The sequence below is a fragment of the Streptomyces sp. NPDC004838 genome (assembly GCF_053600955.1).
This window is the reverse complement of sequence record NZ_JBSGAW010000005.1, coordinates 1-12,525: the sequence shown is the minus strand read 5'-3', so window position 1 is coordinate 12,525 and position 12,525 is coordinate 1. Positions and strand designations below refer to the sequence as shown.

Annotated in this window: 12 protein-coding genes; 9 read left to right on the top strand and 3 right to left on the bottom strand. The window is 71.1% G+C overall.

All coding sequences use genetic code 11. From position 1 onward, the window contains the following. Window positions 1–126: 126 nt before the first annotated feature. A complete protein-coding gene (locus ACWEFL_RS07690; protein ID WP_451708909.1) occupies window positions 127–1,131 on the bottom strand; it encodes an AraC family transcriptional regulator in 1,005 nt (334 codons plus the stop codon). Window positions 1,132–1,243: 112 nt separating this feature from the next. Here ACWEFL_RS07690 and ACWEFL_RS07685 point away from each other — a divergent pair, with 112 nt between their 5' ends. From ACWEFL_RS07685 to ACWEFL_RS07665, 5 genes are read left to right on the top strand one after another with little or no spacing between them, the layout of a single operon-like run. Continuing rightward, the gene (locus ACWEFL_RS07685) at window positions 1,244–1,798 is read left to right on the top strand and encodes a 2,4'-dihydroxyacetophenone dioxygenase family protein (RefSeq protein ID WP_451708906.1); all 555 of its coding nucleotides are present in this window, start codon (window positions 1,244–1,246) and stop codon (window positions 1,796–1,798) included. A gap of 2 nt (window positions 1,799–1,800) precedes the next feature. After that, window positions 1,801–2,916: a zinc-binding dehydrogenase gene (locus ACWEFL_RS07680; protein ID WP_451708904.1), complete on the top strand. Its 1,116-nt coding sequence runs from the start codon at window positions 1,801–1,803 to the stop codon at window positions 2,914–2,916. Continuing rightward, window positions 2,913–4,523 carry a thiamine pyrophosphate-binding protein gene (locus ACWEFL_RS07675; RefSeq protein ID WP_451708899.1) on the top strand — a complete coding sequence of 537 codons (1,611 nt, stop codon included), beginning with the start codon at window positions 2,913–2,915 and terminating at the stop codon, window positions 4,521–4,523. Before ACWEFL_RS07680 ends, ACWEFL_RS07675 begins: the two co-directional genes overlap by 4 nt. 17 nt (window positions 4,524–4,540) lie before the next feature. Beyond that, on the top strand, window positions 4,541–5,071 hold the full coding sequence (locus ACWEFL_RS07670) for an acyl-CoA thioesterase (protein WP_451708897.1): 531 nt from the start codon (window positions 4,541–4,543) through the stop codon (window positions 5,069–5,071). Beyond that, window positions 5,068–5,838, top strand: coding sequence for an SDR family NAD(P)-dependent oxidoreductase (locus ACWEFL_RS07665; protein ID WP_451708895.1), 771 nt, complete (start codon window positions 5,068–5,070; stop codon window positions 5,836–5,838). The genes ACWEFL_RS07670 and ACWEFL_RS07665 overlap by 4 nt, the downstream gene beginning before the upstream one ends. Window positions 5,839–6,026: 188 nt before the next feature. Here ACWEFL_RS07665 and ACWEFL_RS07660 read toward each other — a convergent pair whose 3' ends face one another. Beyond that, on the bottom strand, window positions 6,027–7,103 hold the full coding sequence (locus ACWEFL_RS07660; RefSeq protein WP_451708893.1) for a zinc-binding dehydrogenase: 1,077 nt from the start codon (window positions 7,101–7,103) through the stop codon (window positions 6,027–6,029). 28 nt (window positions 7,104–7,131) lie between these two features. Continuing rightward, the gene (locus tag ACWEFL_RS07655; RefSeq protein ID WP_451709484.1) at window positions 7,132–8,592 is read right to left on the bottom strand and encodes an aldehyde dehydrogenase; all 1,461 of its coding nucleotides are present in this window, start codon (window positions 8,590–8,592) and stop codon (window positions 7,132–7,134) included. 627 nt (window positions 8,593–9,219) lie between these two features. Here ACWEFL_RS07655 and ACWEFL_RS07650 point away from each other — a divergent pair. The 4 genes from ACWEFL_RS07650 to ACWEFL_RS07635 are packed head-to-tail and all read left to right on the top strand — an operon-like array spanning window position 9,220 to window position 12,230. After that, window positions 9,220–10,410 carry a lipid-transfer protein gene (locus ACWEFL_RS07650; protein WP_451708890.1) on the top strand — a complete coding sequence of 397 codons (1,191 nt, stop codon included), beginning with the start codon at window positions 9,220–9,222 and terminating at the stop codon, window positions 10,408–10,410. 49 nt (window positions 10,411–10,459) lie between these two features. Further along, window positions 10,460–11,362 (top strand): SDR family NAD(P)-dependent oxidoreductase, encoded by a 903-nt coding sequence (locus ACWEFL_RS07645; RefSeq protein WP_451708887.1) that lies wholly within the window; start codon window positions 10,460–10,462, stop codon window positions 11,360–11,362. Then, a complete protein-coding gene (locus ACWEFL_RS07640) occupies window positions 11,359–11,793 on the top strand; it encodes an FAS1-like dehydratase domain-containing protein (RefSeq protein ID WP_451708885.1) in 435 nt (144 codons plus the stop codon). The genes ACWEFL_RS07645 and ACWEFL_RS07640 overlap by 4 nt, the downstream gene beginning before the upstream one ends. After that, on the top strand, window positions 11,790–12,230 hold the full coding sequence (locus ACWEFL_RS07635; protein ID WP_451708883.1) for a MaoC/PaaZ C-terminal domain-containing protein: 441 nt from the start codon (window positions 11,790–11,792) through the stop codon (window positions 12,228–12,230). The genes ACWEFL_RS07640 and ACWEFL_RS07635 overlap by 4 nt, the downstream gene beginning before the upstream one ends. Window positions 12,231–12,525: the final 295 nt, after the last annotated feature.

Here is a 12,525-nt window from a genome sequence, read left to right as displayed (position 1 = left end):
CAATGATGCATCGCATGACTGTGAATGAACAAGGCTTCCACAGCAGGGAATTCTTTAAGTAAACAGAAAACTCGTTCACATAATTTATGGGCCATGCCGGGCATGGTCGCACATCGCTCCGATGAGTCAGGGTCGGCGCAGTGCCCGGCGGTAGGCCGAGGGGGCGGCGGCGAACCACCGGTGGCAGGCCCGCGTGAGAACACTCTGCTCGCTGTAGCCGAGGAGGCCCGAGAGCTGGCTGAGCGGCATGTCGGTGTCGCGCAGATACCGCACGGCCTCGTCCCGCCTGAGCGCGTCGACCATGGCCTCGAACGAGGTCCCCTCCGCGGCCAAGTGCCGTTGCAGGGTCCTCGGATGGACCGAGAGCTGCCCGGCGAGCAGTTCCAGGGTGAGGCCGCCGGTGGGCAGCAGCCGCCGGGCCAGGGCGAGGGCCGCTTCCGCGAGCGTGGCACCGGTCGGCGGGGCGATCGACCGCAGGTACTCCCGTACGACGTCGTGGACGGCGCCGTGCGAGGGCAGCGGCCGCCGGAGTTCGGAGCGCCGGAGCCGGAAGCCGCTGAACGGTTCCGCGAAGCGGACCGTGCAGCCGAAGTAGGCCACGTAGTCCGCGGCGGGCGCGACGGCGTCGTGGGGCAGGTGGACCGAGACCGGGGTGAAGCCCGCGCCGAGGATCAGCCGGAACATCCGCAGCGACGCACCCAGCGACAGCTCGATCACCTGCTGGTGGGGCGGCAGCCGATCGAGCTCCACCCGGAACTCGTACCGCGCGTACCGCGACCTCGGGCAGGGATCGATCGTGCCCTTGATCGCCGGACTGTAGACCGCCAGGTACTGGCCGACCGCCCGGAAAGCCTGGGCGGCGCTCGGGGCGGTCAGTGCCGCCACGCCGACCGGACCCAGGATCTCGAGCCCCTGACGCAGAGCGAGCCGCCGCCCGAAGTCGCGGGCCCCGGTCGCCCGCGCCGCCGATTCCACGGCGTCGACCAGGCTCCGGTAGCGGATGAAGGCGCCGGGGTCGCCCACCGCCTCGCGCGGCACACCGGCGGCGTCCAGCAGTGGTCCCGGGTCGGTGCCCAGCGTGCGTACGAGCTCCGGATAGCCCTGCAGGGAGGTGCCGCGGATCAGAGACATGTCGCCCAGGATCAAAAGACTGTCGTCTGATGTCAAGTCCGGGGCGAGGCGCCGGGCGCACCATGAAGCACGCCGTGGAGCGCTGCTCCGAAGCCGACAAGGGAGAATCACCGTGCCCGCTGCACCGAAACCGGCCTTCGCGACGACTACCAGCGGGAACCGGCTGCCGATCCTCAGCCTCCCGCAGGGAGAACTGCTCACCCTCAACGTCAACGAGGTGCCGAGCGTCAAGAGCACCCTCGGACCGGGCACCAGCGTGCAGTTGCTCCGCCTCGACCCGGAGGCAGGCCGCTGGGTGGTCATGGTCACCATGGCCCCGGGCGCCGAGGTGCCCATCCACTACCACACCGGCACCGCCGAGGTGTACACGCTGGCGGGCAAGTGGATCTACAAGGAGTACCCGGACCAGCCGCAGACCGCGGGCTCGTATCTCTTCGAGCCCGGCGGCTCGGTCCACACGCTCACCGTCCCCGCGGACAACACCGAGGACACCGTGATGCTGGTGATGGTCACCGGCGCCAACGTCAACTTCTCCGAGGACGGCCGGTTCCACTCGGTCATCGACGCGGTCAGCCTCCAGTACCTGCTGGGCGGGTTCGCCCAGGACCAGGGCGTCAAGCTGCGCTACATCGGCGCCACCGCCGCCGGCTTCGTGGAGACGGAGTAGCCGTGCGGGCTGTCGTGATGCGGGACCGGAAGCTGCGGGTCACCGAGCTGCCGGACCCGGACCCCGGCGACGGCGAGGTGCTGGTGGAGGTCCTGGCCTGCGGAATCTGCGGCTCGGACCTGCACTGCGCCCAGCACGGCGCCGAATTCAACGAGGCGGTCAGGACCGCCCGCGGTGTCGGCATGTTCGACCTGGAGCGGCCGATCGTGCTGGGCCATGAGTTCGTCGGGCGCGTCGTCGCGTACGGCCCCGGCACTACCGGCCGCGTTCCGCTCGGCAGCCGGGTCGTCTCCGTGCCGGCACTCGCACGCCCCGCACGGACCTTCCTCGGCTTCACCGGCCCCGAGACCCCGGGCGGGTACGCCGAGCGCATGGTGCTCTCCGAGGCGCTCCTGCTGGAGGTCCCCGACCACCTCCCCACCGAGCAGGCCGCCCTCACCGAGCCGCTCGCCGTCGCCTACCACGCGGTGACCCGCGCCGGCCTCGGCCCGGACGACGTCCCCCTGGTCGTCGGCTGCGGACCCATCGGACTCGCGGTCATCGCCGTGCTGCGGATGCGCGGCGCGGGTCCGATCGTGGCGGCCGACTTCTCCGCGGAGCGCCGCCGCCTGGCCGAGGTGCTGGGCGCCGATGTGGTCGTCGACCCCGCGCGGGAATCCCCCTACCGGTCCTGGGCGCAGGCCGCCGCGGCGGAAACACCGCGCCACAGGCCCGCCCCGGACATCCCGCCGGGCCGGAAACCGCGCCCCACGGTGGCCTTCGAATGCGTCGGCGTCCCGGGCGTGGTCCAGCAGATCATCACCGGATCGCCCACCAGGACCCGGATCGTCGTCGCGGGACTGTGCATGACCACCGACAGCTTCGAGCCGGCCCAGGCCGTGCTCAAGGAACTGGAGCTGCGCTTCGCGATGATGTACTCGCCCGAGGAGTTCGCCCGGACCTTCGCCCATCTGGCGGGCGGCGACTTCGACGTCGCGCCGCTGGTCACCCGCACCGTCGGTCTCGACGAGGTGCCGGATGTGTTCGCGAGCCTGTCGGCCTCCCCGCAGGACGCCAAGGTCCTGATCGTCCCGCAAGCCGGGCCGGCCCACTCCGGAAACAAGGACACCGGGAAATGAAGGTCTATCAGGAGGTCGCCGCCGCACTGCTCGAACACGGTGTCGACACGGTGTTCGGGCTCATGGGCGACGCCAACATGCTGTACCTCTGCGACTACATCGAGCGCGCGGGCCGCTTCGTGCCCGTGGTCCACGAGGGCAGCGCGGTGGGCATGGCGGACAGCTGGTCGCGGATGACCGGGCGGGTGGGCGTGGCGTCGGTCACCCACGGACCGGCGGTCTCCAACACCGTCACCTCGCTGATCGAGGCCGTCCGGAGCCGCAGCCGGGTGCTTCTCCTCACCGGGGACACCCCGGCGGAGCCGACCCACTTCCAGCGGCTGGACCTGGCCGCGGTGGCGGCCATGGCCGGTGCGGGGTACGAGAAGGTCTACAAGCCGGCCACCCTGGTGCGCGACCTCAACCGGGCCCTGCGGCGCATCGTGGCCGAGGACCGACCCGTCCTGCTCGACCTGCCGATCGGCCTGGTCCGCAAGGACGCGGGTGCGCAGCCGCCCGTTGCCCGTCCGCTCTCGCGGGCCGTGGGCCTGCCCACCGAGGCGCGGCTGGACGGCGCGCTCGGGCTGATCGCCGGCGCCAGGCGGCCGGTGGTCCTCGCCGGGCGGGGCGCGGTGGCCGCGGACGCCCGCGAGGAGCTTGTGGCGCTCGCCGGGCTGATCGCCGCCCCGCTGGCCACCACCGCGCTCGCGAAGGACTGGTTCCGCGGCCACCCGGGCGACCTCGGCATCTTCGGCAACCTCTCGCACAGCGCGGCGACGGCCGCCATCGCCGAGGCCGACTGCGTCATCGCCTTCGGCGCGAGCCTGAACTCCGCCACCAGCTTCCACGGCGAACTCCTGGGGGGCAAGAAGATCGTCCAGGTGGACGCCGACCCCGGCGCGTTCGGCTGGTTCACCCAGGTCGACGAAGCCGTACCCGGCGACGCGAAGGCCGTTGCCGCGGCCATGGGCGAAACCCTGCGCGCGGCCGGCCACACCCCGGCCCGAGGCTGGCTGGAGAAGGTCGAGCAGCGCCTCCGTGAGCACCGGCTCGCCGACGACTTCCAGGACAGGACGGGCGCCGGCACCGTGGATGTGCGGACCGCGGCGATCCGTCTCGACGAGGTCCTGCCCGACCGGCGCGTCCTGGTCAGTGACATCGGCCGGTTCGCGGTCGGGGTGTGGCCCGCCGTCCGGGTGGCCCACCCCCGGGACTTCACCTGCATGGGCGGCTTCGGATCGATCGGCCTCGGGCTGGCCGGTGCCATCGGCGCGGCCGTCGGACGCCCCGGCGACCTCACCGTTCTCGTCGTCGGCGACGGCGGCTTCATGATGAACATGGCCGAGTTCACCACCGCCGTCCGGGAGAAGCTGCCGCTGCTGGTGGTCGTCCTCAACGACGGTGCCTACGGCGCCGAGCACTACAAACTCGTCCACTACGGCATCGACCCGGCCCACTCGCTCAACGCCTGGCCCGAGCTGGTCCCGATGGCGGAGGCGATGGGCGCGCGCGGCATGACCGTGCGCCGGCTGGAGGACCTCGACGCCCTCCGGGATGTCGCCCGTGACCTCGACGGGCCGTTCCTCGTGGACGTCAAGCTGGACCCGCACGTCAACGTCGTGCTGTGAGAGGAATGGGTGAATCGATGTCCGATCTCGTCGTCGACCTGGATGTCCGGGTCTCCGATCTCGGGCCGAGCGGCCATGTCAGCAATGTCGCCTACATGCGGCTGCTGGACGAGGCCCGCAGCCGGCTGCTCGGGGTCAATCCGCAGAGGCCGGGCGGGCTCCAGGGCGGCCTCCTCGATGTGCTCGGCGACCGCGCCCGCCTGGTGATCGGCCAGCATCTCGTCGAGTTCCGGCGCGAGGTCTGGCACCCTGTCCGGTCCGTCCAGGTCCGGATGTGGATACCGGTGCTGGGCCGCAGCAGCCTGGCCCTGGCCGCCGCCGTCCACGAGGAAGGCCATGCCGAGCCCGCCGTCGTCGCCGAGTCCGGCGCGGTCCTGGTGGCGCGCGACACCGGGCGTCCCTGGCCGATGGACGAGGCGACCCGCGAAGCCTTCGGCCGGTATCCCGGACCGCGACCCGCCTTCCGCGAACGGGTCGGCGCGGCCGGCGCGCCGACCGGCGGGAACGCCGGACAGGCCCTCCGACCGCAGGGAGAGACGGACCGGTGAACCCCTCCGCCGACTACGCCACCGAGTTCGCCGGCCGGATCGCCCTGGTCACGGGCTCCGCCTCCGGTATCGGTCGCGCCGTGGCCCGTCGCCTCGCCGCGGGCGGCGCCGCCCTGGCCATCGCGGACATCAAGGAGAAGGGAGCACAGGCGGTCGCCGACGAATTGCGGGCGGGCGGTTCCGAGGCCATCGCGGTCGGCGTCGACGTGACCGACCCGGCATCGGTCGAGCGGGCCGTACAGACCACCGTGGACCGGCTCGGCGCCCTGCACCTGGCGGTCAACAACGCCGGCGTCGGCGGCCCCGTCGCACCGACGCACCGTTACCCGCAGGACGAGTGGCGGCGCGTCATCGCCACCAACCTCGACGGCGTCTTCTACTCGCTCCGGTACGAGCTGCCCATGATCCTCGCCTCCGGCGGCGGCGCGATCGTCAACATGGGCTCCAGTTGCGCCATCAACGGCTTCGCCGGCGTCGCCGGTTACGCGGCGGCCAAGCACGGCGTCATCGGTCTGACCAAGACCGCGGCGCTTGAGTACGCGGCGCGAGGGGTCCGGATCAACGCGATCGTGCCCGGCTTCATCGAGACCCCGCTGCTGGCCGACGCCACCGACGCGGAGCGCGCGCACCTCGTCGGCCTGCACCCGGCCGGCCGGCTCGGCACCGCCGAGGAGGTCGCCGAGATGGCCGCCTTCCTGCTGTCCGACCGGGCCTCCTTCGTGAACGGCAGCCACCACCTCGTCGACGGCGGGTACGCCGCGCAGTGATCCGCGCCCCGCGCCACGGGACCACCCGCGGTGGTGAAGAACCCGGCTGGTGACGCGAACACCCCGAACGCCTCCCCGGCCTCCGGGGCGAGGCCCCCGGTGTACCGGCGTGCGCTCTCCGGGCGGCCCTGGAAGGCAAATCGGCCGGACCCCGCGTGCTGCGGGGCCCGGCAGCGGAACCGGTCGGATCAGACGATGTCGACGATGGTGCGCAGTGCCTCACCGGTACGCATCTGCCGGATGGCTTCGTTGACGTCCGTCAGCGGCACGTGATGGGTGATCATCGACTCCAGGTCGAGGCGGCCCGCCCGCCACAGGTCGATGATCGTGGCGAAGGTACGGCGAACATCGTCCCCGCCGTAGAACGAGGGGAGGATCTTCTTCTCGTTCAGGAACAGTTCGCCCATGCTGATGTCGGACACGTCGGAGCGGGAGCCTGCGCCGACCAGGACGACGGAGCCGCCGAGGCGGGCCGCGTCGTAGGCGGCGCGCAGAGTGCCGGGCTTGCCCACCGCCTCGAAGGCGTAGTCGAAGCCGAAGCCGCCGGTAAGGCGCTTCTTGGTGTCTTCCAGTTCCTCCGGGGCGACGGCGAGGGTGGCACCGAACTTCAGTGCCCAGTCGCGGCGGTTGGCGGTGGGGTCGACCGCGATGATCTGGGCCGCGCCGGCCACCTTGGCGCCTTGGACGATGCTCATGCCGACTCCGCCGAGGCCGATGACGACCACCGAGGAGCCGGGCTTCACCTTCGCCGTGTTCAGTGCGGCACCGACACCGGTGGCGATGCCGCAGCCGATCAGGGCGGCGATGTCGTAGGGCAGGTCGTCCGGGATCGGGATCGCGGCGGTCGCCTCGATCACGGCCTCCTCGGCGAAGGTTCCGGTGCCCATCATGCCGGGCAGCGGGCTCTCGCCGTCCGTGAAGCCCGGCTTGCCGAAGGCCGCGAACCCGCTGCGGCACAGGTGGCCGTCGCCTGCCTTGCAGGACGGGCATGCGTCGCACGGCGGCATCCAGCACACGATGACGCGGTCGCCCGCCTTGACGTGGGTGACGCCTTCGCCCACCTCGACGATCTCGCCGGCACCCTCGTGACCCGGGACGAACGGGGCCGGGTGGACGAGCACGCCGCCCATGGCGGACAGGTCCGAGTGGCACAGGCCGGCCTTGTGCAGCTTGACGCGGACGCGTCTGGCGCCCAGGGGTGCCAGGGTCAGCTCCTTCACTTCGAGGGTGGTGTCGCCGACGGTGTTGAGTACTGCTGCTCGCACAGTCTTCTCCTTGGTCTGAAGAGACGGGTCAGGCTCCGGCGGGGACGGGGAGGTTGATGGTCTGGTACTCGAAGTAGCCGACCAGGCCCTCGGGGCCGAACTCGCGGCCGATGCCGGAGTTCTTGAAGCCGCCGAAGGGTGCGGCGGGGTCGAGGCGGAAGCCGTTGATCGTGAAGGTGCCGGTGCGGATCCGGCGGGCGAGGCGCTTGCCGTGCTCGCTGTCGGCGGTGAAGACGGCTCCGGAGAGGCCGTAGTCGGAGTCGTTGGCGATGCGGACCGCGTCCTCCTCGCTCTCGTACCGGATGAGGCAGACGACGGGGCCGAAGATCTCCTCGCGGGCGATGCGCATGTCGTTGGTGACGTCGCCGAAGAGGGTCGGTTCGACGTACCAGCCGGTCGGCCGGTCGGCCGGTGTTCCGCCGCCGGTCAGGAGTTTGGCGCCCTCCGCCTGGCCGACGCGGATGTAGTCCAGGATCCGCTCCTGCTGCTTCCTGGTGACCATCGGTCCGACGACGGTGGCGGGGTCGGACGGGTCGCCCACGGTCAGCGCACTGAAGGAGGCGGAGAGCTTCGCGGCCACCTCGTCGTACCGGGAAGCGGGTGCGAGGACGCGGGTGAGGGCGATGCATGCCTGGCCGCTGTTGGCGGCGCAGGTGCCGCCGACGATGCCGGGCAGTGCCGCGTCGAGGTCGGCGTCCTCGAGGATGATGGCGGCGGATTTGCCGCCGAGTTCCAGGGAGACGCGGGTGAGGTTCTGGGCGGCGGCGGCCATGACGGCCTTGCCCGCGCCGACCGAGCCGGTGAAGGCGATCTTGTCGATGCCGGGGTGGGCGGCGAGGTGGGCGCTGGTCTCCCGGTCGGCGGGCAGTACGGAGAGCACGCCTTCGGGCAGTCCGGCCTGCTCGCAGATCTCCGCCAGGAGGTAGGAGTCGAGCGGGGTCTCCGGGGAGGGCTTCAGTACGACGGTGCAGCCGGCGAGCAGGGCGGGGGCGAGCTTGCCGGCGATGGTGAACTGGGGGACGTTCCACGGGGTGATGGCGGCGACCACGCCGACGGGCTGACGCCGTACCAGCACCGGGCCCGTGAGTCCCTGGCGTTCCTCCTCCAGGGTCAGCTGCGCGGCGGCGGCCAGGGCCGCGCCGAAGATGGCGACGGCGGAGAGGGCCTGCCCGCGCACGGAGAAGCTGATCGGCGAGCCGTTCTGCAGGGTGATCAGCTCGGCCATCTCCTGATGGCGTGCGAGCAGGGCGTCCTTGATCCGGGTGACCACCTCGGCGCGCTCGGCGACGGTCAGCCGCGGCCAGGGGCCGTGGTCGAACGCCTCGCGGGCGGCGGCCACCGCCTTGTCCACGTCCGCCGGGGCGGCGTGCGGGACCCGGCCGACGATCTGCTCGGTCACCGGTGAGACCACCTCGATGGTCTCACCGCCGGCGGGCTCGACCCACCGGCCACCGATGAAAAGCCTGTCGTGCTCGATGATCTGCGCCATGTGCGGTCTGCACTCCTCGGGTAGCGGGGGCGGGGGCGGGGTTCGGGCAAGGGAGATCGGGAAGGCGGAGCTCGGCTGCTCCGGCAGGGCCCGGAAGATGGACGGCGCGCCGGCGTCACCGTCCAGGTCGACCGTCGTAGCGGTGACCGTGTCGGCGAAAGGCGGGTGTCCGACCGGGATCCGGTCGAGCACGGAGCGTTCCAGACCGAGGGTGAGCTGGGGCTTCTCGCCGCCGGGCGCGTCCCCGCGCGGCTGGTGGGCCCGTGCGCGCCGCCGAAGCGGTCATGGTCGCTCGTGCCGGGAAGGGTCCGGGCGGGCGTCGGCCGGGGCGGGGTCAGGCTTCGGGTAACCGTTCGGCGCGCATGACGTCCTCCTGGGCGGCGCCGACGTTGTGCTCGCCCGCTCCAGCGGGACCTCGGCATGGCGGACGTCCAGGCCCCGTGGATCGCCGAGCAGCGGTGTGCACATATCGGCCCACGGTCCTGCCGTCCTCTCGTATGCGCGGCGCCAGATCGCCGAGGCCCAATCTTGCATCTCGTAGTTGTAAGCAAGCAATACCTTGACAGCAGGAAGAAACGTCCACAAACTAAAAATCCATTCACATGAATCTCCCCTTGGAGGACAGCGATGGGCCGTCGAGTCCTTGTCGCCGGCGTCGGGATGATCCCGTTCGCCAAGCCGGGCAAGAGCGACACGTACAACGTCATGGGTGAGCGCGCGATCCGTGCCGCGCTCGAGGACGCCGGGGTCTCCTACGACCTCGTCCAGCAGGCATACGCCGGCTATGTATACGGCGACTCGACCAGTGGCCAGGCCGCGCTCTACAGCGTCGGCATCACCGGCATTCCGGTCGTCAACGTCAACAACAACTGCGCCACCGGCTCCACCGCCCTCTGGCTGGCCAAGCAGGCCGTCGAGGCGGGCATCGTCGAGTGCGCCATCGCCGTCGGCTTCGAGCAGATGCGGCCGGGCGCCCTGGTCAAGCACTGGGTCGGCGACCGTCCGAGCCCCACCGCCCGCTTCGACGCCGTCCTGGACGAACTGCACGGCATCGACGAGTCGCTGCCGCGCGCCGCCCAGCTCTTCGGCGGCGCGGGCATCGAGTACGTCGAGAAGTACGACGCCGATCCCAAGTTCTTCGCCAAGATCGCCGTCAAGTCCCGTACCCACGCGGCGAACAACCCGTACTCGGTGTTCCGCACCCCCATCACCGAGCAGGAGGTGCTGGATTCACCGCACATCTTCGGCCCGGTCACCCGCCTCCAGGCATGCCCGCCCACCTGCGGCGCCGGCGCGGCGATCCTGTGCTCCGAGGAGTTCGCCCGGCGGCACGGCCTGAACGCCGAAGTGGCCATCAAGGCACAGGCGTTCGTCTCGGACACCGAGGAGTCGTTCGAGCCCAAGAGCATGATCGAGGTGGTCGGCGCAGGCATGACCCGCCGCGCCTCCCGACAGGTCTACGAGGCCGCGGGCGTCGACCCGAAGGACATCGGGGTCGTCGAACTGCACGACTGCTTCACCGTCAACGAGGCTCTCACCTACGAGGCCCTCGGCCTGTGCGAAGAGGGCGGTGCGCAGAAGTTCGTCGAGGACGGGCAGAACACCTACGGCGGCCAGGTGGTCGTCGGCCCCTCCGGCGGCCTGATGTCCAAAGGCCACCCGCTGGGCGCCACCGGTCTCGCCCAGTGCACCGAGCTGGTGTGGCAGTTGCGCGGCAAGTCCGACGCCCGGCAGGTCGACGGCGTGAACCTCGCCTTGCAGCACAACCTCGGACTCGGCGGCGTCGGCGTCGTCACCCTCTACGAAAAGCTCTCCTGACCCGGCGTCGGAAAGCACCACCCCTCTTCATTCTGAAAGTGAGTAGCTGATGGGACAGCTGGATGGCCGCGTCGCGGTGATCACGGGCGCGGGCGGAGGTCTGGGCCGCGAACACGCGCTGCTCTTCGCCGCCGAGGGCGCCAAGGTCGTCGTCAACGACGTGGCGGGAGCCAAGGACGTCGTCGAGGAGATCGTCGCGGCCGGCGGCGAGGCCGTCGCCGTCGAGGGCAGCGTCGCGGACCTGGCCGTCGGCGAGCAACTGACCACCGCCGCGGTGGAGTCCTTCGGCGACCTGCACGTGGTCGTGAACAACGCCGGCGTGATCCGCGACGCGATGCTGGTCAACATGACCGAGGAACAGTTCGACCTCGTCGTCGCCGTCCACCTCAAGGGCGCCTTCTCGGTGACCCGGGCGGCGGCCCGCTACTGGCGAGAACAGTCCAAGAACGGCGCCACCACCGACCGCGCCCTCATCCAGACCTCCTCCGGCTCGGGCCTGCACGGCAACATCGGCCAGTGGAACTACTCGGCCGTCAAGGCGGGACTCGCCATCCAGGCCGTCAACGCCTCGCGCGAACTCGGCCGTTACGGAGTACGCGCCAACTCCATCGCCCCCGTCGGCCGCACCGAGCCGGTCAAGGCCACCCCGGGCATCGGCGCCGCGGTCGCCGCCCCGCAGGACGAGAGCGCCTTCGACCGCTACCACCCCAAGCACATTTCCCCGCTCGTGGCCTACCTGTCCACCGCGGACTGCCCCTTCACCGGCCAGGCGTTCTCGGTCCACGGCGGCCACGTCGGCCTCTACGGCGGCTACTCGCTCGGCCACGCGATCAACTCCGCGGACCACCAGTGGAGCGTCGCCGAACTCGCCGGGATCATGGGCGCCGACGACTTCCCGAAGTCGGTCGAGATCACCCGCCAGCGCATCGTCCCGCAGGGCGGCGACCAGTGAGCGACGCGTACGAGTTCCCGCTCGACTACAGCAAGATCCGCGAGTTCGCCCGCGCGGTGAAGTCCGAGAACGAAGCGCACTTCGGCCCCGAGCCGGTCATCCCGCCGACCATGCTCACCAGCGCGCGGCTCATCTGGGAGGACCCGGAGCGGACGATCACCAAACTGACCGGCTTCGACCGCAGCCGCATCCTGCACGGTGAGGAGGAGTACGTCTTCTACGGCCCGCTGCCGAGCGCCGGGCAGACGCTCACCTGCGTGACCCGGATCACTGACCGGTTCGAGAAGCCGGGCAAGCGCGGCGGCGTGATGAAGTTCGCCAAGCTGGTCACCGAGTTCCGGGACGGGAACGACGGCACGCTGGTCGCCGAGCAGAACAGCACCATCGTCGAGACCGCTCGACCGCCGAAGGCCGAGGAGGAGCAGGCATGAGCACCGTCACCCCGCTGACCCTGGCCGTCGGCCAGGAGGCCGAGCCGCGGACTTATCCGCCGATGTCCCGCACCGACTACGTCAAGTACCAGGGCGCCTCGGGTGACTTCCACCCGCTGCACCACGACGAGGTGTACGCGCGGTCGGTCGGCTTCCCGAGCGTCTTCTCGGTCGGCATGCTGCAGGCCGGCATGCTCGCCACCTACGTCACCGACTGGATCGGCGTCGAGCGGATCCGCCGGTTCAAGGTCCGCTTCGTCGACCAGATGTGGCCCGGCGACGAGCTCACCTGCTCCGCCACGGTCGCCGGGATCACCGACGAGCCCGGCGGCGGCAGGCGCGTGAAGCTGGAGCTGAAGGCGCTGCGCCAGACCGGCGGCCCGGCCCTGCTCGGCACCGCCGAGTTCGTGCTGGACGAAGGTGTCCTCGCGGGCTGACGGCGCCCCGCCCCCCGTTCCCCGGCCGGCCGGGTCCACCCCCTGCCGGCCGGGAAGCCCAACCCGCTGTACGAGGCGGGCTCGCCCGTTGGCCCGCCGATGCCGCCGGGCAGCACTCGGAGGATGTTGTGTATTTGACTCAGGCCCTGCATCGGGCGCTTCAGCAGTTTCCCGACCGGCCGTTGACGGTGTGCGGTGATCGGGTTCGTACGACGCGGGAGGTGGCTGACCGGGTCGCGCGTCTGGCGGGTGGCTTCGGGGGTCTGGGTCTTGGGGTGGGGGACCGGGTGGGGAT

Excerpts from the sequence above, each read along its gene's own strand:
- ACWEFL_RS07670 (WP_451708897.1), top strand. The coding sequence starts at position 4,541 with ATGTCCGATCTCGTCGTCGACCTGGATGTCCGGGTCTCCGATCTCGGG.
- ACWEFL_RS07675 (WP_451708899.1), top strand. The coding sequence starts at position 2,913 with ATGAAGGTCTATCAGGAGGTCGCCGCCGCACTGCTCGAACACGGTGTC.
- ACWEFL_RS07655 (WP_451709484.1), bottom strand. The coding sequence starts at position 8,592 with ATGGCGCAGATCATCGAGCACGACAGGCTTTTCATCGGTGGCCGGTGG.
- ACWEFL_RS07650 (WP_451708890.1), top strand. The coding sequence starts at position 9,220 with ATGGGCCGTCGAGTCCTTGTCGCCGGCGTCGGGATGATCCCGTTCGCC.
- ACWEFL_RS07635 (WP_451708883.1), top strand. The coding sequence starts at position 11,790 with ATGAGCACCGTCACCCCGCTGACCCTGGCCGTCGGCCAGGAGGCCGAG.
- ACWEFL_RS07690 (WP_451708909.1), bottom strand. The coding sequence starts at position 1,131 with ATGTCTCTGATCCGCGGCACCTCCCTGCAGGGCTATCCGGAGCTCGTA.
- ACWEFL_RS07645 (WP_451708887.1), top strand. The coding sequence starts at position 10,460 with ATGGGACAGCTGGATGGCCGCGTCGCGGTGATCACGGGCGCGGGCGGA.